Raw genomic sequence first — 18,867 nt, 5'->3', positions numbered from 1 at the left:
TTGATGCCACATATTCTTATCGTCGAAGACGAAACCATTATCCGCTCTGCCTTGCGCCGCCTGCTCGAACGCAATCAATACCAGGTCAGCGAAGCTGGCTCAGTACAGGAAGCCCAGGAACGCTACAGCATTCCCACCTTCGACCTGATCGTCAGCGACCTGCGCCTGCCCGGCGCGCCAGGCACCGAACTGATCAAACTGGCCGAAGGCACTCCGGTGCTGATCATGACCAGCTACGCCAGCCTGCGCTCGGCGGTGGACTCGATGAAGATGGGCGCGGTCGATTACATCGCCAAACCCTTCGACCACGACGAAATGCTGCAGGCCGTCGCCCGCATCCTGCGTGACCGCCAGGAAGCCAAGAGCGCACCGGCACCTACTGCCGCCAGCAACGCGCGCAGCGGCAATACCGAAAAGGTGGTGGATAACGCCAATGGCGAGATCGGCATCATCGGTTCCTGCGCGGCCATGCAGGAGCTCTATAGCAAGATTCGCAAGGTAGCCCCCACCGACTCCAATGTGCTGGTGCAGGGTGAGTCCGGCACGGGCAAGGAGCTGGTTGCGCGCGCCCTGCACAACCTTTCCAAGCGCGCCAAGGCCCCGCTGATTTCGGTGAACTGCGCCGCCATTCCGGAAACCCTGATCGAGTCCGAGCTGTTCGGCCACGAGAAAGGCGCCTTCACCGGCGCCAGTGCCGGACGCGCCGGCCTGGTCGAAGCGGCCGATGGCGGTACGCTGTTCCTCGACGAGATTGGCGAGTTGCCGCTGGAAGCTCAGGCGCGCCTGCTGCGCGTACTGCAGGAAGGCGAAATTCGTCGGGTCGGGTCGGTGCAGTCGCAGAAAGTGGATGTGCGCTTGATCGCCGCCACCCACCGCGACCTGAAGACACTGGCCAAGACCGGCCAGTTCCGTGAAGACCTTTATTACCGTCTGCACGTCATCGCACTCAAGCTGCCAGCATTGCGTGAACGAGGCAGCGACGTGATCGAAATCGCCCAGGCCTTCCTGGTGCGCCAGTACACACGCATGGGCCGCGAGCCGCTGCGTTTCGCTCATGACGCCGAGCAGGCGATCCGCCACTATCCCTGGCCGGGTAACGTGCGTGAACTGGAGAACGCCATCGAGCGTGCGGTGATTCTCTGCGAGGGTGCGGAAATTTCCGCGGACCTGCTGGGCATCGACATCGAGCTGGACGATCTGGATGACGAGGACTTCGGCCTGCCGGTGGCAGGCGGACAGAGCAGTGGCAATAGCCACGAACCTACCGAGGATCTGTCACTGGAGGACTACTTCCAGCACTTCGTCCTCGAGCATCAGGACCACATGACCGAGACCGAGCTGGCCCGCAAATTGGGCATCAGTCGCAAATGCCTGTGGGAACGGCGTCAACGCCTGGGCATTCCGCGACGCAAATCCGGTGTGACCAGCGGCCCTTGACGCCACGGCCTCGGTGACAACCTGCCCGCGCACGGGTTCCACAAGTTGTTACCGTTTCAATATCTCGTAACAAAGGCCGGGTCTATCGGTAACGAAAGCCCGGCCTTTTTCTCCCCCACCGAACACCCATGATTGCCGCAAACCCTTGATTTACAAGGATTCGTAAAAACTGGCACGGCATCTGCTTTATCTCTGGCACAACAACAATAACAAGCAATGCCCTACACAATAAGAACAAGACGTAACGACTCCAGAACAACAAAAACAACAAGGTACGGAGGCGCAGCTAACTGATTCTTTTGGAGAGGAGTTGCCGTGAGGGGTTCGCCCCAGCGACCAGACTGAGAACAATAAAACTGCCTCAAGGCAGCGCCGGAACTGGTTGATTAAGGCAGCATCAGCGTCCAAAGAAATCCGTTTGCTATTGGCTCCCCTCTCTAGGGAGCACCCGGTAAGCCACGGCAAGCCGGGAAGGGCCGAACAACAAAAACAACAGGCCCTCAATAACAATAAAAACATAGCACGCACCAACTTGGGGGGGAGCTTCGGCTCCCCCAGTAGCTTCCGGTCCTCGAATCCCCGCCTGCCGCCCTTCTACACACCTTCTCCCTACACGATGCTAGAATCCGCTGCAAACATGCGGTCATCGTTTCGCATGCAGTTGAAAAACCTTGCCGAAGCAAACTGCTTTTAACGCCGTGATGCTCACGCAATTTGATTTTCAAGCGCATGCGCAGCAGGCCGACCACTACTCCAAACAGTGCATCCCATGCTGAAAAAGCTGTTCAAATCTTTCCACTCACCTCTGCGCCGTGCCCCACGTCCACGCAGCACTCCCGAAGTGCTGAGCAGTAGCCAACACCCGCTCAAGCGCAACGAGATCAGCCGTCACGCCATCAGCGTGGTCGAGCGCCTGCAGAAGGCCGGCTACCAGGCCTATCTGGTCGGCGGCTGTGTACGCGACCTGCTGCTGGATATTGACCCCAAGGATTTCGACGTGGCCACCAGTGCCACGCCCGAACAGGTCCGCGCCGAATTCCGTAACGCACGGGTGATCGGCCGCCGCTTCAAGCTGGTACACGTTCATTTTGGTCGCGAGATCATCGAAGTGGCCACCTTCCGCGCCAATCACCCTCAGGGTGATGAGGAAGAGAACAGCAATCTGGCATCGCGCCACGAGAGCGGCCGCATCCTGCGTGACAACGTCTATGGCACGCTGGAAGACGATGCCCAGCGCCGCGACTTCACCATCAATGCGCTGTACTACGATCCGACCCAGGAACATATCCTCGACTACGCCCGCGGCATGCACGATGTGCGCAACCATCTGGTGCGGCTGATCGGTGACCCGGAACAGCGTTACCTGGAAGACCCGGTGCGCATGCTGCGTGCGGTGCGTTTCGCCGCCAAGCTCGACTTCGAGATCGAGAAGCACAGCGCCGCGCCGATTCGCCGTCTGGCGCCAATGTTGCGCGACATTCCCTCAGCGCGTCTGTTCGACGAAGTGCTCAAGCTGTTCCTCGCCGGTTATGCCGAGTACACCTTCGACCTGCTGCTCGAGCACGATCTGTTTGCCCAGCTCTTCCCGGCCAGCGGTGCGGCGCTCAAGCAGAATCCGCAGTACACCGAGAAGCTGATTCGCCAGGCGCTGATCAACACCGACGACCGCATCCACGACGGCAAATCGGTCACGCCAGCCTTTCTCTTCGCCGCACTACTGTGGCCTGCGCTGCCGGCCCGCGTACTGCAACTGCAGAACAAGGGCATGCCGCCGATTCCGGCGATGCAGGAAGCCGCCCATGAACTGATCGCCGAGCAGTGCCAGCGCATCGCCGTACCCAAGCGCTTCACCATCCCGATTCGCGAGATCTGGGACATGCAGGAGCGCCTGCCGCGCCGCAGCGGTAAACGCGCCGACCTGCTACTGGAAAATCCGCGTTTCCGCGCCGGCTACGACTTCCTCCTGCTGCGCGAACTGGCCGGGGAAGACACCGGCGGCCTGGGCGAATGGTGGACGGACTATCAGGACGCCAACGACAGCGAGCGTCGGCAGATGATTCGCGACCTCGCAGGCAAAGGCGAAAGCACCGGCAACGCGCCGCGCAAACGTCGCCGCAGTAACAACAATCGCCGTAAGCGCAGCGACGAAAGCGGCGGCGAGTGATGGAGCGGGTTTACATCGGCCTCGGCAGCAACCTGGCCGAACCGCTGCAACAGCTGCGCGCGGCCTTGCATGCCATCGCGCAGTTGCCGCACAGCCAGTTGCAGGCTCATTCGTCGTTCTACATCAGCGATCCACTTGGCCCGGCGGATCAACCGCGTTACGTCAACGCCGTGGCGGCGCTGGATACCGAGCTGCAGCCCTGGCAGTTGCTCGATGCGCTGCAACGCATCGAGCAAGAGCAGGGCCGCGTGCGCAAGGCCGAGCGCTGGGGGCCGCGCACACTGGACCTGGACATCCTGCTATTCGGTGAGCGCCTGATCGACGATGAGCGTCTGACCGTGCCGCACTACCACATGCAGGCGCGCCCCTTCGTGCTCTATCCGCTGGCCGAACTGGCCGCTGAGCTGCAAATGCCGGATGGCCGCAGCCTCGATGCGATGCTGCAAGACTGCCCATTTACAGGCCTGGAACGCCTGGCCGAGTAGCCCAGCCGGCCTCTGTGGCAGGGGCCTCAGCCGCGACCCGACAAGCTCGCCGCTGAAGCGCATCCCACAGGGCGGCCTCTTGCGCCCCCCCCGACATCCCGCGCCTTGGCGGTAACGCCAGTAACAGCCGGGTAACACCTGCAATTGACTTCGCCTGCCCCCATCAGGACTATAGGCGTCCCGTCGCCCTGCGCCGGACGCACCTTTGATGCCAATCCAGGCCGGATTGCAGCCAGATAGAAGCGGTATACCGAGCCTGAGCGAGGACCCTTGAAATGCCTGACGTTACCCTGACCACCCTGCAGAGCCTCAAGCAGAACGGTGAAAAGATCGCCATGCTGACCTGCTATGACGCTACCTACGCCCATGCGGCCTGCCAGGCGGGTGTCGACGTGTTGCTGGTCGGCGACTCCCTGGGCATGGTCCTGCAGGGCCACGACAGCACCCTGCCGGTCAGCGTCGAGGAAATGGCCTATCACACTGCCTGCGTCAAACGCGGCAACCAGGGCGCACTGATCGTCACCGATCTGCCGTTCATGGCGTACGCCACCACCGAGCAGACACTGCACAACAGCGCCAAGCTGATGCAGGCCGGCGCGCATATGGTCAAACTGGAGGGCGCTGGCTGGCTGGCCGAGCCGATCCGTCTGCTGGCCGAACGTGGCGTACCGGTGTGCGCGCATCTGGGCCTGACCCCGCAGGCGGTGAACATTCTCGGTGGCTACAAGGTTCAGGGCCGCCAGGAGGCGCAGGCACGGCAGATGCGCGCCGATGCCATGGCTCTGGAGCAGGCCGGCGCTGCCATGTTGCTGCTCGAATGCGTGCCGAGCGAACTGGCCGCAGAAATCACCCAGGCGGTGAAGATTCCGGTGATCGGCATCGGCGCTGGCAGCGCCACCGATGGTCAGGTCCTGGTGCAGCACGACATGCTCGGGCTGTCGCTATCGGGCCGCGCACCGAAGTTCGTGCGTAACTTCATGGAAGGCCAAAATAGCATTCAGAGTGCCTTCAGCGCTTACGTAAAGGCCGTCAAGGACGTTAGCTTCCCTGCAGCCGAACATGGTTTCTCCGCATGAACATGGTGAAAACCCTGCGCGAATTGCGCGCAGCCGTTGCCCAGGCACGAGCCGAGGGCAAGCAGATCGGCTTCGTGCCGACCATGGGCAACCTGCACGCGGGTCATGTTTCGCTGGTGGAAATCGCCGCCCAACGTGCTGACTTCGTAGTCGCCAGCATCTTCGTCAATCCACTGCAGTTCGGTGCAGGCGAAGACCTGGATACGTATCCGCGTACCCTCGCCGCCGACCAGGAAAAATTGCTCGCGGCCGGCTGCCACCTGCTGTTTCACCCCGATGTCGCGGAAATCTACCCGCACGGCATGGGTGACCAGACCCGCGTCAGCGTGCCCGGTGTTTCCGAGGGCCTCTGCGGCGCGAGTCGTCCGGGGCATTTCGAAGGCGTCGCGACGGTGGTGACCAAGCTGTTCAACATGGTCCAGCCTGATCTGGCCGTTTTCGGTGAGAAGGACTACCAGCAACTGGCGGTAATCCGCGCACTGGTGCAGGACCTGAACATGCCGATCCAGATCATCGGTGCGCCGACTCAACGCGCCGAGGACGGCCTTGCCCTGTCCTCGCGCAACGGTTACCTCAGCGAAGCACAACGCGCCACCGCCCCTGCGCTGTATCGGGGCCTGCAAACGATTGCCGAAGAACTGCGCCGTGGCGCTCGCGACTACGCACGGCTTATCGACAGCACTCAGGCGCAACAACGCGCCGCTGGTTTCATCCCCGATTACCTGGAAATCCGCAATGCGGTGAATCTGCGTCCGGCACAGCTCGACGACCATCACCTGGTGATTTTGACCGCCGCACAGCTGGGTAACACCCGCCTGATAGACAATCTGGTGGTTGAATTGCCACGCCAGTAGCTGCCTGCAAAGGCAGCCGGTTAAACTCTCAGAGGCCCGGATCGATCCGGGCCTTTTGCTTTTGTGGATCAGGAGCTCCGATGGCCTATTACCAGCAGCCTCAAGACGTCACCACCCTGCCCGCCTGGCAGGCCCTGCAGCAACATCGTGCCGAGATGGCCGGTTTCAGCATGCGCGAGGCCTTCGCTGCGGACACAAGGCGCTACCAGCGTTTTTCTCTCGACAGCTGCGGGCTGCTGCTGGATTACTCGAAAAACCTGATCGATGAGCGCGGCCTCGAGCTGCTGATTCAACTGGCCGAGCAGGCCGGTCTGCAGGAGTCCATCGCCAACCTGTACAACGGTGAGCAGGTCAATGCTTCGGAAGGCCGCGCCGCGCTGCATACGGCGCTGCGCAGCCCGATCGGCCGCCGTCTGCTGGTCGACGGCCATGACATCATCCCCGAGGTCCATCGCGTTCTGAATCAGGTCACCGAGCTGGTCAGTCGCATTCACAGCGGCCTGTGGCGCGGCTACAGCGAGAAACCGATCAAGGAAGTGGTCAACATCGGCATTGGTGGCTCGTTCCTCGGTCCGCAACTGGTTTCCGAAGCGCTGCGCCCGTTCACGCAGCGCGGTGTGCGCTGCCACTACCTGGCCAATATCGACGGCAGCGAATTCCGCGAGCTGACCGCCCGCCTCGATCCGGAAACCACCCTGTTCATCGTTTCCAGCAAGTCCTTCGGCACCCTGGAAACCCTCAAGAACACCTTGGCCGCGCGCGACTGGTACCTGGCCATGGGCGGCCCGGAAGAGCAGTTGCACCGCCACTTCATCGCGGTGACCAGCAACCGCAAGGCCGCCATCGAGTTCGGTATCGGCGAAGAGAACATCTTCCCCATGTGGGACTGGGTCGGCGGGCGTTACTCGCTGTGGTCGGCCATCGGCCTGCCCATCGCCCTGGCCATCGGCGTGTCCAACTTCAAGGAATTGCTGGCCGGCGCCTACGCCATGGACCAGCACTTCACCCAAGCACCACTGGCCGAGAACATGCCAGTGCTGATGGCCCTGCTGGGCATCTGGTACACCAATTTCTGGGGTGCGCAGAGCCACGCGATCCTGCCCTATGATCATTACCTGCGTAACTTCACCAAGCACCTGCAGCAGCTGGACATGGAGTCCAACGGCAAGAGCGTGCGCCAGGACGGCACGTCACTGGACATCGCCACCGGGCCGATCATCTGGGGCGGCGTCGGCTGCAACGGCCAGCATGCCTACCACCAGCTGCTGCATCAGGGCCGCCTGTTGGTCCCGGCGGACTTCATCGTCCCGGTCAACAGCTACAACCCGCTCTCCGACCATCACCAGTGGCTGTTCGCCAACTGCCTGTCGCAGGCCCAGGCGTTGATGCAGGGCAAGACGCGCGAAGAGGCCGAAGCCGAACTGCGCGCCAAGGGATTGAGCGAAGACGACGTGCAGCGCCTGGCGCCACACAAGGTGATCCCCGGCAACCGTCCGAGCAACATCCTGGTGATGAATCGCATCGCGCCGTTCGAGCTGGGCGCGCTGGTAGCGCTGTACGAGCACAAGGTATTCGTGCAGAGCGCGATCTGGGGCATCAATGCCTTCGACCAGTGGGGTGTGGAGCTGGGCAAGGAGATGGGCAAGGAGGTCTATCAGCGCCTGACAGGCCAGCTCGACAGTAGCGCATCGGATGCCTCGACCCAGGGTCTGATCGCCCATTTCCGCGAGCATCATCGCGGCTGATCCCACCTCTTGTCGCAGTCCGGCGCCAAGCGCTGGGCTGCGTCCCTGCTTTCGTCGCCTCGACTACGCCCTTTCCCTGGAACATCGCCCCTTGAACCAAGCACCTGCTTGGGTGCACCCTTGTGCCTGTTGCGGACAAACAATTACAAGGACCCCGCCATGTTCGAGATCACCCGTCACCCCGTGGCCGACGCGGTGCGCCAGCGTGCACACCTGGATAACGACGCCTATCTGCGCCTGTACCAGCAGTCCGTCGAGCAACCCGATACCTTCTGGGCCGAGCAGGCCAAGGCCTTTCTCACCTGGTTCAAGCCCTGGGATCAGGTCCACAGCAGCGACCTGAAACAGGGCAGCGCCGAGTGGTTCAAGGGCGGCCAGCTCAACGTCGCCTACAACTGCATCGACCGCCATCTGCAACAGCGCGGCGAACAGATCGCCATCATCTGGGAAGGCGACAACCCGGCTGAATCAGCGCACATCACCTACAACAAGCTGCACCACAACGTCAGTCGCCTGGCCAATGTGCTCAAGGGCCGTGGCGTGAAGAAAGGCGACCGGGTATGCATCTACATGCCGATGATTCCCGAGGCGGCCTACGCCATGCTCGCCTGCGCGCGCATCGGCGCGGTGCATTCGGTGGTGTTCGGCGGTTTCTCCCCCGATGCCTTGCGTGACCGCATTCTCGATGCCGACTGCCGCGCGGTGATCACCGCCGACGAAGGCGTACGCGGCGGCAAGTACATACCGTTGAAGAACAACGTCGACAAGGCCTTGCAGAGCTGCCCGAACGTGTCCACCGTGGTGGTGGTCGAGCGCACTCAGGGCGACGTCGCCTGGGTGGAAGATCGCGATCTCTGGTACCACCAGGCGCTCAAGGAAGTCAGTGCAGACTGCCCGGCCGAGCCGATGGACGCCGAGGATCCACTGTTCATCCTCTACACCTCAGGCTCCACCGGTAAGCCCAAGGGCGTGCTGCACACTACTGGCGGTTACCTGCTCGGCGCGGCGATGACCCACAAATACGTGTTCGACTACCACGAGGGCGACATCTACTGGTGCACCGCCGATGTCGGCTGGGTTACTGGGCACAGCTACATCGTCTACGGTCCGCTGGCCAACGCCGCCACCACGCTGATGTTCGAAGGCGTACCCAACTACCCGGACGCCTCGCGCTTCTGGCAGGTGATCGACAAGCACCAGGTCAACACCTTCTACACCGCCCCCACTGCCCTGCGCGCGCTGATGCGCGAGGGCGAAGGTCCAGTGAAGGCCACCTCGCGCAGCAGCCTGCGCCTGCTCGGCACCGTGGGCGAGCCGATCAACCCGGAAGCTTGGGAATGGTACTTCCATGTGGTGGGCGACATGCGCTGCCCCATCGTCGATACCTGGTGGCAGACCGAAACCGGCTCCATCCTGATCACCCCGCTGCCCGGCGCTACCGACCTCAAGCCGGGCTCGGCCACCCGTCCCTTCTTCGGCGTGCAGCCGGTGCTACTCGACGAACAGGGCAAGGAGATAGACGGCCCTGGCGCTGGCGTACTGGCGATCAAGGCCAGCTGGCCGAGCCAGATCCGCAGCGTCTACGGCGATCATCAGCGCATGATCGACACCTACTTCAAGCCCTACCCCGGCTACTACTTCACGGGTGACGGCGCACGCCGCGACGAGGACGGCTACTACTGGATCACCGGCCGCGTGGACGACGTGATCAACGTCTCGGGGCACCGCATCGGCACCGCCGAGGTGGAAAGTGCGCTGGTACTGCACGATGCAGTGGCCGAGGCGGCAGTGGTCGGCTACCCGCACGACGTGAAGGGCCAGGGCATCTACGCCTATGTCACCCTGATGAATGGCCAAGAGCCGTCCGACGAGCTGAAGAAGGATCTGCTAGCCCTGGTCGGCAAGGAGATCGGCAGCTTCGCCAAGCCGGAGCTGATCCAGTGGGCGCCGGGTCTGCCCAAGACCCGCTCGGGCAAGATCATGCGGCGCATCCTGCGCAAGATCGCCTGCAACGAGCTGGAGAACATGGGCGATACCTCGACCCTGGCCGACCCGAGCGTGGTCGACAGCCTGATCGATCAGCGCCTCAACCGCTGAGCCTCGCGCCCGGCCTGAAAGGGCCGGGCGCATCTTGTCTTGTGCCTGCCAAGCGCTGAAACTGCGCGCCATGGAAAGCCTACGTCGTCAGATCGAAAAACAGGTGCACAGCCTCACCGGCGCTTCGCTGGGCGTGCTCGACCTCGACCAGCCGCGCGGTGATGCCGGCCTGTTCGGCCCCGAGTCGATGGTTTGGAAAGTCCACGCCGACTTTACCGCGATGATGGTCGGCGGCATCTCCGCCCTGCTCCTGCAGATGCTCCACCCGCTGGCGCTTGCCGGCGTGTGGGACCACTCCACCTTCCGCCAGGACATGCTCGGCCGCCTGCGCCGCACCAGCCTGTTCATCGCTGGCACCACTTACGGTGGCCTGCATGACGCCGAGCGACTGATCGACAAGGTGCGCACCATCCATCTGCAGGTGATCGGCAGCGCGCCGGACGGCCGCCCCTATGCCGCCAGCGATCCCGAGCTGCTGACCTGGGTGCATGTCTCCGAGGTCAGCCAGTTTCTCGCCGGTTACCTGCGTTATGTCGACCCGCAGCTAGCGGTTGCCGAGCAGGATCGCTACTACCGCGAAGTGGCGTTGATCGCCGAGCGCCTCGGCGCAGAGGACGTGCCCACGTCGCGCCAGGCCATCAGCGACTACCTCGAGCACATGCATACGCAGTTGCTGTGTGACGAGCGCACCCGCGAAGTGGTGCGACTGCTGTATGCCGCACCGATGCCCAATATCCTCGCCAAACCTTTCGGCAACCTGATGATGCAGGCCGGCGTTGACCTGCTGCCGGACTGGGCCAGCGATCTGCTCGGCGAACATCAGGCTCCCTGGCGCCGTCCGCTGATTCGCAGCAGCGTACAACGCACCGCCTCGCTGCTGCGCTGGGCGATTCGTAACAGCGCCGCACAGCGCGCCCACCGTCGTCTGCTGCCAATCTCGTAGGGCGGGTACGACCCGCCGCCAGCATGCGCCACGCTCTCGAGCAGCGGCTTTTCTTGCTAGACTGCTGCCCTTTCCTTCCTCCGAGACGCCGCGCATGCCTTCTCTTGACCAGGCGCTGCGCGCCGCCCTCGCCACTCGCGAAAACCTGCTCGCAGACCTGCACGCCCAGGGCACCGACTGCTACCGGCTGTTCCACGGCAGTCAGGAAGGCGCACCCGGCCTGACCGTCGACCGCTACGGCCCGCAGCTATTGGTGCAGAGCTTTCATCAGCCGCTTGCAGCCAGTGATCTGCACAACATCATCGACAGCGTCGAAACCCATCTGGGACAGCCGCTGCTAACGGTCTACAACGACCGCTCCAAGGGCAATTCGCGGATCGATCGCGACACGAGCCTATTCCAGGCCGACGATGCGGCACTGGAGGATATGGTCGGCCGCGAATGGGGGCTGAATTACCGCGTACGCGGTCGGCATGCCGGACAGGACCCGCTGCTGTTTCTCGACCTGCGTAACGCCCGTGGCTGGATCAAGGCCAACAGCGCCGGCAAGTCCGTGCTCAACCTGTTCGCCTATACCTGCGGCGTCGGTCTGTGCGCCGCAGCGGGCGGTGCACGCGAGGTGACCAACCTCGACTTCGCCCAGGGCAACCTCGCCGTGGGCCGCGAGAACGGCGCACTCAATCCCGAGCTACCCGCCATGCAGTTCATCCAGTCCGACTATTTTCCGGCGATTCGTCAGCTGGCCGATCTACCGATCAGCAGCCGCCGCGGGCAAAAACTGCCGAGCTATCCGCGCCTGCAGCCGCGCCAGTTCGACCTGGTTTTCCTCGACCCGCCCGCCTGGGCCAAGAGCGCTTTTGGCACCGTCGATTTGCTGCGCGACTATCAAAGCCTGCTCAAACCGGCACTCCTGGCCACTGCCGACGGCGGCACGCTGGTGTGCAGCAATAACCTGGCGAAGGTGGAGATGAACGACTGGCGCACGCAAGTGCTGCGCTGCGCCGAGAAGCTCGGCCGCCCGGTGCAGGATTGCCAGGTGATAGCCCCTGCGCCGGACTTTCCTTCGCAAGACGCCAAACCACCCCTTAAAACCCTGATCCTGCATCTGTGAAACGGGAAAATCATTCACCACGAATACGGCTATAACGACCGGAACTGAACCGTCGTGCCATACTCCAAATCGTCTCCTCGTCTGGATAGATGACGTCAAGCCATGCCCAAAGGACTGAAGCGCGCACTGAGCGCACTGTTGATCACCGTTTTCCTCTACAGCCTGATCGGCTTTCTGATCCTGCCGGGCATCGCCCTGCGTATCGCCAACCAGCAGTTGGCGCAGTACGCCACGGTGCCCGCCTCACTGCAGCGCGTGCAGCTCAACCCCTTCACGCTCGAACTGAGCCTTTGGGGCCTGCGTGTCGGCGAGAGCGGCCAGGAGCAACTGAGCTTCCAGCGCCTCTACGCCAACCTGCAGGGCGACAGTTTGTGGAGCGGTGCCTTGCACCTGAGCGACGTCGAACTCGACGGCGCGCGCACCGAGATACTGTTCGACAAGGACGGTACGCTCAATCTCACCCAGTTGTTCCGACTGCCGGAAAGCCAGGCGGAGCCCAAGGCAGAGAGCGGCGAGGAGCCCTTCCCGCTGCGCATCGACAGCATTCGTCTACGCGAGAAGTCACTGCGCTTCCAGGACCTGCGCCCGAGCGAGGCGGTCGAATTCGCCTATGACGCACTCGACCTGGAACTCAACAACCTCAGCACCCTGGCCGGCGACAACGCGGAAATGACCATGACCGCCAGTGGCCCGCAAGGCGCCAGGATAGACTGGCGCGGCCAGGTCAGCCTGACGCCGATCACCTCCAGCGGCAGCCTGAGCGTCAGCGATGGCCGCCTGAGCACCTTCTGGCCTTACGTGCGCGACGCCTTGCCGCTGGTGCTCAAGGAGGGCCAGGTCGATCTCAGCAGCGACTATCGCCTCGACCTGTCCAGCGGCACCGAACTGCAACTGAGCAAGATCAAGGTGCAGTTGGCCCCCTTCGCCATCGACGATCCGCAAGGCAAACCGCTGGTACGCCTGCAACGCCTGGATATCGACAACACCAGCCTCGACCTGGCCAAGCAGCAGGTGGTGGTCGGCCAGGTGCGCAGCCAGGGCCTGGAGGCCTGGGCGGCGCGCGAAGCCGACGGCCAACTGGACTGGCAGAAACTGTTCGCCAAACCCGAAAGCGCCAAGAGCGAGGCTGCCGCCCCCACGGAGCAGGCTGGCGAAAGCAAGCCCTGGCAAGTACTGCTGCAAGATGTGCAACTGCGCGACTACAAGGCCCACCTGGCCGACCGCGTACCGCAGCAGGAAGTGGCCGTGGAGGTCGGCCCGCTGAACCTCGACCTGAAGAACTTCGACAGCATCGGCGACAAACCTTTCGACCTCAGGCTCGACACCGGCCTGGGCAAGCAAGGCAAGCTGCAGGCGGCCGGCAACGTGCAACTGAGCCCGACCAGTGCTCAGCTCAAGGTCGCCACCCAGGACATCGACCTGCGCCTGGCGCAGGCCTATCTGAGCCCCTTCATTCGCCTGGAGCTGCGCAGCGGCCTGCTCGGCAGTGACCTCGACGTGCAGCTCAAGAGCACCGAGCCGCTGGCGCTCAGCGTCACCGGCAGCGCCAGGGTCGATCAGTTGCATACCCTGGATACCCTGCGCGAACGTGATTTCGTGCGCTGGAAACAGGTGCGGGTGAATGGCCTCGACTATCGCCACGGTGAAAGCCTGGCCATCGAGCGCGTGGAGCTGGATCAGCCCTATGCACGCTTCGTGATCAACGAGAACCTGACCACCAACGTCAGCGAGCTGATCGTGCCGCAGCCGCCGGCACAGAACGAGAACAAGACCGATGCGGGCAAGCCGCTGGCTATCCGTATCGGCGCCGTGGCCATCAACGACGGCTCGGCCAACTTCGCCGATTTCAGCCTGACACCCAGCTTTGCCACCGCCGTTCAGCAGATGAACGGACGCATCGGCGTACTCGACAATCAGAAGCCGCAAGCCGCCAGCGTCGATATCCAGGGCAAGGTCGACCGCTACGCGCCAATGAGCATCAAGGGCAAGCTGACGCCGTTCGATCCGCTCAACAGCCTGGATATCGCCACCAGCTTCAAGAATGTCGAGCTGACCACCGTCACCCCCTACTCCGGCAAATTCGCCGGTTATCGCATCCGCAAGGGCCGCCTCAACCTCGACCTGCACTACCGCATCGAGAAGGGCCAGCTAAATGCCGAGAACAAGGTGCTGGTGGAAAACCTGCAGCTGGGCGAACGCGTCGACAGCCCCGACGCAGTGGACCTGCCGATTCGCCTGGCAGTCGCCCTGCTCAAGGACACCCAGGGGCGCATCGCCATCGAGTTGCCGGTACAGGGTGATCTCAACAATCCGCAGTTCAGCGTCATGCCCATCGTCTGGCAGACCCTGCGCAATCTGGTGTTACGCGCAGCCCAGGCGCCATTCAAGTTCATCGCAGGGCTGGTAGGTGGTAGCAACGTCGATCTCAGCACCGTGCCGTTCGTCGCTGGCTCTGCAGAGCTGGAGGCAGACGCGCGCCAGGCGCTGGACACGCTGGCCAAAGCGCTCGAGGAACGCCCGAATCTGCGCCTGGAGGTTGAAGGCCAGGCCGCGCAGAGTGCCGACGGCCCGCTGCTGGCCGAACAGCGCCTACAACGCGAATTTCGCGAAACCTGGTACAAGGTGCTGCAACGCCGCGGTGACAAGGTGCCCGCCAGCCCCGATGAGTTGACGGTCGCTGAAGACGAACAGGCCGCGCTGCTCGAAGGCATCTATCGCACGCGGCTCAAGCAGCAGCCGCCTGCCGAATGGAGCGAGCTGGACAGCGAGCAACGCCAGCAGAACATGCGCAAGGCGGTGCTGGACTCCTGGGCTCAAAGCAAGCTGCTGTTGCGCCAACTGGCTCAGCAACGTGCTGCAACGATCAAGGATTATCTGGTTGAACAAGGTGGGTTGTACGATGAACGCGTCTACCTGATCGATGCCAATCTGGGTGAACCCGAAGCCGATGGCCGCGTGTTCACCACCTTGCACCTGGACAGCCAATGATCATTCGCCGCCTATCCATCACCACGCTCACCACCCTGGTTGCCGCCCTGATCAGCATCGGCGCGCAGGCCGACACGCTGCGTTGCGGCAGCTCCCTGGTCAGCCTTGGCGACCGCACGTTCGAGGTCGAGCGCAAATGTGGCGCACCGGTGCACCGTGATCCGGTCGGCTACACGCTGGGCTCCTATGATCGTCGTGAGTACATGATCGAGGAATGGGTATACGGCCCGAGCAACGGCATGCTCAGCATCCTGCGCTTCGAGGGTAACCGTCTGACCACCATCGAACGTCGTCGCGAACGCTGAGCAGGAGGTTCTCATGCGCAAATTCAGCTATCTGCTCACTCTGCTGTGTCTGCCCCTTATGGCTGAGGCGTCCTCCACCTACCGCTGCGGTAGCGCCTTGGTCAGCAAGACAGCGCCCGCCGCAGAGGTGCTGAACAAATGTGGCGAGCCTTCCAGCCGCGATTTTCTTGGTTACAAGGAAGTGGTCGATAACTACGGCTTTCGCAATGAGGTGAGCGTCGAGGAGTGGGTCTACGGCCCGAAAAGCGGCATGTACCACTTTCTCCGCTTCGAGGGCGGCCGCCTGACCGAGATCCGCAGCAAGCGCGGTAGCTGACGTAACACTGCATGCAGGGCGCACGTTCCTGAAGCATCTCGAGCACCCGGCACAAAAAATCAAGGCCCCGCCGGTCACACCGGCGGGGCCTTCGCGCTTCCATGCCTATCGCTGTCCGTGCTGATCAGGCGTCCTGCCTGTAGCCATCCGGGCTGAAAAATACATCCGTTTCTGCAGCTATCCGTTCTTGTGAGCATCCTTTACCCGGCAATCCGTGCTCAGAGCTTGTCGCTGAAATCGCGCAGCTCTTGCTGGGCCTTTTCCTTGGTCCAGCCGTAACGTTCTTGCAGCTTGCCAGCCAGGTATTCACTGTGGCCCTCGGCGACGTCCAGGTCGTCATCGGTCAGGTTACCCCAACGCTCCTTCATGCGACCGCTGAGCTGCTTCCATTTGCCTTTGATGATGTCGCTATTCATGGTCATTCTCCCAGTGACAGAAGGTAGAGCCGGGCGCTAGCCCGGCCGGCTCGACTATCAGTCAGCGGTCTTCAGGGCATCGGCGGACACGTCACGCACACCCTCGATTTCCTTGGTCTTGGCGATAGCCAGATCACGCTCGGCGTCGGTTGCGACCACACCTGACAGGGAAACAACGCCCTGGTTGGTCTCGACCTTGATGTCCAGCGCGCTGAGGTTCGAGTCAGCGACGAAGGTGGACTTCACTTTACTGGTGATCCAGGTGTCGGATACCGCCTGCTCGGCTTTATCCACAGTGTCATTGGCCGCCAGCATGGTCGGCTGTGCGGCGAAGGCTGCCGAGGCCAGCGACATGCTCAGCACGGCAGCGGTCAGGGCGGTAGCGGCAAAACGGTTGATTGGCTGTTTCATGATTCGACTCCTGTACATTCCAGACAATCTGCAAACCAACTCCTGGTTGCAGGTTCACCAGTGCTGTTGCAGGGGCTGTGCCAGGTTCTGAAATAAAATAAATCCCTTTAAAAACAAACACTTAATATATATAAAAAATATGCTTTTGATTGCATTTCGCCGAGTCGCACAAAAACTCTCGGGCAATTTGCATGATTCGAGGTGCCCGGCATGACCGCATAACCTCATGAATGCATCGCTGGCGCAGGTTAAGGGCAACTGCGCTCTCCCTGACGATCAGGCACAAAAAAGGGCTCCCGCAGGAGCCCTTCTCGTTCGAACAGGCGAACCGTGCTTAGACGCCAGAGGCCTCGGCAGCAGCTACGTCCTTGATCGACAGTTTGATACGGCCGCGGCTATCCACGTCCAGCACCAGAACCTTCACTTCCTGGCCTTCCTGCAGCACGTCGGTGACCTTCTCCACGCGCTGATCGCTCAGCATGGAGATGTGCACCAGGCCGTCCTTGCCCGGCAGGATGTTGACGAAGGCACCGAAGTCGACGATGCGCTCGACCTTGCCGACATAGATCTTGCCGATCTCGGCTTCTGCAGTGATGCCCAGAACACGCTGACGAGCAGCTTCGGCAGCTTCTTTGGTTTCACCGAAGATCTTGATCGAGCCATCGTCTTCGATGTCGATCGAAGCCTTGGTTTCTTCGCAGATACCACGGATGGTGGCGCCGCCTTTACCGATGACGTCGCGGATCTTGTCCTGGTCGATTTTCATCGCAATCATGGTCGGCGCGTTGGCCGACAGCTCGCTGCGCGATTGGGCGATGACCTGGTTCATCTGGCCAAGGATGTTCAGGCGAGCTTCCAGCGCCTGCTCCAGCGCCTGCTCCATGATTTCTTCGGTGATGCCCTGGATCTTGATGTCCATCTGCAGTGCAGTAACGCCATTGGCGGTACCGGCAACCTTGAAGTCCATGTCGCCCAGGTGATCTTCGTCGCCGAGGATGTCGGTCAGAACGGCAAACTTGTCGCCCTCCTTGACCAGACCCATGGCGATACCGGCAACCGGTGCCTTCATCGGTACACCAGCATCCATCAGCGCCAGGGAAGCGCCGCAGACGGAAGCCATCGAGGAAGAACCGTTGGACTCGGTGATTTCCGAAACCACACGGATGGTGTACGGGAACACGTCAGCAGCCGGCAGCATGGCCTGAACCGAACGACGCGCCAGACGGCCGTGACCGATTTCGCGGCGACCAGTGGCGCCCATGCGACCACACTCACCAACCGAGTACGGCGGGAAGTTGTAGTGCAGCATGAAGGGGTCTTTGCGCTCGCCTTCAAGGGTATCGAGCAGTTGCGCGTCACGCGCGGTACCGAGGGTGGCAACCACCAGCGCCTGGGTTTCACCACGGGTGAACAGCGCCGAACCGTGGGTCTTGTCCAGTACACCGACTTCGATGTTCAGGCCACGCACGGTGCGGGTGTCACGGCCATCGATACGCGGTTTGCCGTTGACGATGTTCTCGCGCACGGTGCGGTATTCGATTTCGCCGAAGGCTTCTTTGACTTCACCAGCGGAAGGCTGACCTTCTTCACCGGAGAACTTGGCAACGACCTGATCTTTCAGCTCGCCCAGACGCGCATAGCGGTCTTGCTTGATGGTGATGGTGTAAGCCTGGGAAATTGCCTCACCAAACTCGCTACGGATAGCGCTCAGCAGAGCAGTGTTCTCGGCTTTCGGCTGCCAGTCCCAGGTCGGCTTGCCGGCTTCGGCAGCCAGCTCGGTAACAGCCTGGATGACCGATTGGAATTCGTCGTGGGCGAACAGTACAGCGCCCAGCATCTGGTCTTCGGTCAGCTCTTTGGCTTCCGACTCAACCATCAGTACGGCGTCCTTGGTGCCCGCTACGACCATGTCCAGGCTGGAAGCCTTGAGTTGCTCGTAGGTCGGGTTCAGCAGGTAGCCGGCTTCCGGGTGGAAGGCAACGCGCGCAGCACCGATCGGGCCGTTGAACGGAATACCGGAGATAGCCAGGGCAGCCGAGGTACCGATCATCGCAGCGATGTCCGGATCAGTCTTCTTGCTGGTGGAAACCACGGTGCAGATGACCTGCACTTCGTTCTGGAAGCCTTCCGGGAACAGCGGACGGATCGGGCGGTCGATCAGACGCGAGGTCAGGGTTTCTTTCTCGGAAGGACGCGCCTCACGCTTGAAGAAACCACCTGGGATCTTGCCGGCAGCGTAGGTCTTTTCCTGGTAGTGCACGGACAGCGGGAAGAAGCCTTTGCTCGGGTCGGCAGTCTTGGCGCCGGTTACGGCAACCAGCACGCTGACGTCGTCGTCAACGGTGACCAGCACTGCGCCGGAGGCTTGACGGGCGATACGGCCAGTCTCGAGGGTAACGGTCGACTGACCGAACTGGAATTTCTTGATTACCGGGTTCACGGTGTTTTCCTTCTCTTTGTTGCCTTGGGGGAAATTGGAAAGAAGCGCGGGAGTCGGACCCGATGCATCCCTCGAAAAG

General features: G+C 62.1%; 15 protein-coding genes. 12 read left to right on the top strand and 3 right to left on the bottom strand.

Annotation, left to right across the window (positions count from 1 at the left end):
• Nucleotides 1-3: 3 nt before the first annotated feature.
• The 12 genes from GV002_RS04875 (at nucleotide 4) to GV002_RS04820 (ending at nucleotide 15,521) form a co-directional block, all read left to right on the top strand.
• Complete coding sequence (locus GV002_RS04875; RefSeq protein ID WP_160017303.1) at nucleotides 4-1,437, top strand: sigma-54-dependent transcriptional regulator; 1,434 nt, start codon at nucleotides 4-6, stop codon at nucleotides 1,435-1,437.
• Nucleotides 1,438-2,206: 769 nt separating this feature from the next.
• Nucleotides 2,207-3,601 carry a polynucleotide adenylyltransferase PcnB gene (locus GV002_RS04870; RefSeq protein WP_160017302.1) on the top strand — a complete coding sequence of 465 codons (1,395 nt, stop codon included), beginning with the start codon at nucleotides 2,207-2,209 and terminating at the stop codon, nucleotides 3,599-3,601.
• Complete coding sequence (folK, locus tag GV002_RS04865; protein ID WP_178094600.1) at nucleotides 3,601-4,086, top strand: 2-amino-4-hydroxy-6-hydroxymethyldihydropteridine diphosphokinase; 486 nt, start codon at nucleotides 3,601-3,603, stop codon at nucleotides 4,084-4,086. Before GV002_RS04870 ends, folK begins: the two co-directional genes overlap by 1 nt.
• 275 nt (nucleotides 4,087-4,361) lie before the next feature.
• Nucleotides 4,362-5,162, top strand: a complete 801-nt coding sequence (gene panB / locus GV002_RS04860) for a 3-methyl-2-oxobutanoate hydroxymethyltransferase (RefSeq protein ID WP_160017300.1) — start codon at nucleotides 4,362-4,364, stop codon at nucleotides 5,160-5,162.
• On the top strand, nucleotides 5,159-6,016 hold the full coding sequence (panC, locus tag GV002_RS04855; protein ID WP_160017299.1) for a pantoate--beta-alanine ligase: 858 nt from the start codon (nucleotides 5,159-5,161) through the stop codon (nucleotides 6,014-6,016). Before panB ends, panC begins: the two co-directional genes overlap by 4 nt.
• Before the next feature lie 80 nt (nucleotides 6,017-6,096).
• Nucleotides 6,097-7,761 carry a glucose-6-phosphate isomerase gene (gene pgi / locus GV002_RS04850; protein ID WP_160017298.1) on the top strand — a complete coding sequence of 555 codons (1,665 nt, stop codon included), beginning with the start codon at nucleotides 6,097-6,099 and terminating at the stop codon, nucleotides 7,759-7,761.
• A gap of 159 nt (nucleotides 7,762-7,920) precedes the next feature.
• Nucleotides 7,921-9,858 carry an acetate--CoA ligase gene (gene acs, locus GV002_RS04845; protein WP_160017297.1) on the top strand — a complete coding sequence of 646 codons (1,938 nt, stop codon included), beginning with the start codon at nucleotides 7,921-7,923 and terminating at the stop codon, nucleotides 9,856-9,858.
• 70 nt (nucleotides 9,859-9,928) lie between these two features.
• Nucleotides 9,929-10,801 (top strand): oxygenase MpaB family protein, encoded by an 873-nt coding sequence (locus GV002_RS04840; RefSeq protein ID WP_160017296.1) that lies wholly within the window; start codon nucleotides 9,929-9,931, stop codon nucleotides 10,799-10,801.
• Nucleotides 10,802-10,895: 94 nt separating this feature from the next.
• Entirely contained in the window at nucleotides 10,896-11,912 is a 1,017-nt protein-coding gene (locus GV002_RS04835) for a class I SAM-dependent rRNA methyltransferase (protein ID WP_160017295.1), read from the top strand.
• Nucleotides 11,913-12,014: 102 nt separating this feature from the next.
• Nucleotides 12,015-14,900 carry a DUF748 domain-containing protein gene (locus GV002_RS04830; RefSeq protein WP_160017294.1) on the top strand — a complete coding sequence of 962 codons (2,886 nt, stop codon included), beginning with the start codon at nucleotides 12,015-12,017 and terminating at the stop codon, nucleotides 14,898-14,900.
• Nucleotides 14,897-15,205, top strand: a complete 309-nt coding sequence (locus tag GV002_RS04825) for a DUF2845 domain-containing protein (RefSeq protein WP_160017293.1) — start codon at nucleotides 14,897-14,899, stop codon at nucleotides 15,203-15,205. Before GV002_RS04830 ends, GV002_RS04825 begins: the two co-directional genes overlap by 4 nt.
• A 13-nt stretch (nucleotides 15,206-15,218) precedes the next feature.
• Nucleotides 15,219-15,521 carry a DUF2845 domain-containing protein gene (locus GV002_RS04820; RefSeq protein ID WP_160017292.1) on the top strand — a complete coding sequence of 101 codons (303 nt, stop codon included), beginning with the start codon at nucleotides 15,219-15,221 and terminating at the stop codon, nucleotides 15,519-15,521.
• Nucleotides 15,522-15,739: 218 nt separating this feature from the next.
• On the opposite strand, the gene GV002_RS04815 is transcribed toward GV002_RS04820, so the two are convergent.
• The 3 genes from GV002_RS04815 to pnp all read right to left on the bottom strand — a co-directional run bounded on the left by GV002_RS04815 (nucleotide 15,740) and on the right by pnp (nucleotide 18,788).
• Nucleotides 15,740-15,937: a CsbD family protein gene (locus GV002_RS04815; protein ID WP_017675326.1), complete on the bottom strand. Its 198-nt coding sequence runs from the start codon at nucleotides 15,935-15,937 to the stop codon at nucleotides 15,740-15,742.
• A gap of 57 nt (nucleotides 15,938-15,994) precedes the next feature.
• Nucleotides 15,995-16,348 (bottom strand): BON domain-containing protein, encoded by a 354-nt coding sequence (locus GV002_RS04810; protein ID WP_160017291.1) that lies wholly within the window; start codon nucleotides 16,346-16,348, stop codon nucleotides 15,995-15,997.
• A 334-nt stretch (nucleotides 16,349-16,682) separates the two neighbouring features.
• Nucleotides 16,683-18,788 (bottom strand): polyribonucleotide nucleotidyltransferase, encoded by a 2,106-nt coding sequence (pnp, locus tag GV002_RS04805; protein WP_160017290.1) that lies wholly within the window; start codon nucleotides 18,786-18,788, stop codon nucleotides 16,683-16,685.
• Between the last annotated feature and the right edge of the window lie 79 nt (nucleotides 18,789-18,867).

It is taken from the genome of Pseudomonas sp. 8O, assembly GCF_902506495.1.
Lineage (GTDB): Bacteria > Pseudomonadota > Gammaproteobacteria > Pseudomonadales > Pseudomonadaceae > Aquipseudomonas > Aquipseudomonas chaetocerotis.
Note: the sequence above shows the minus strand (reverse complement) of the source record. Positions and strands in the feature narration are given on the sequence as shown.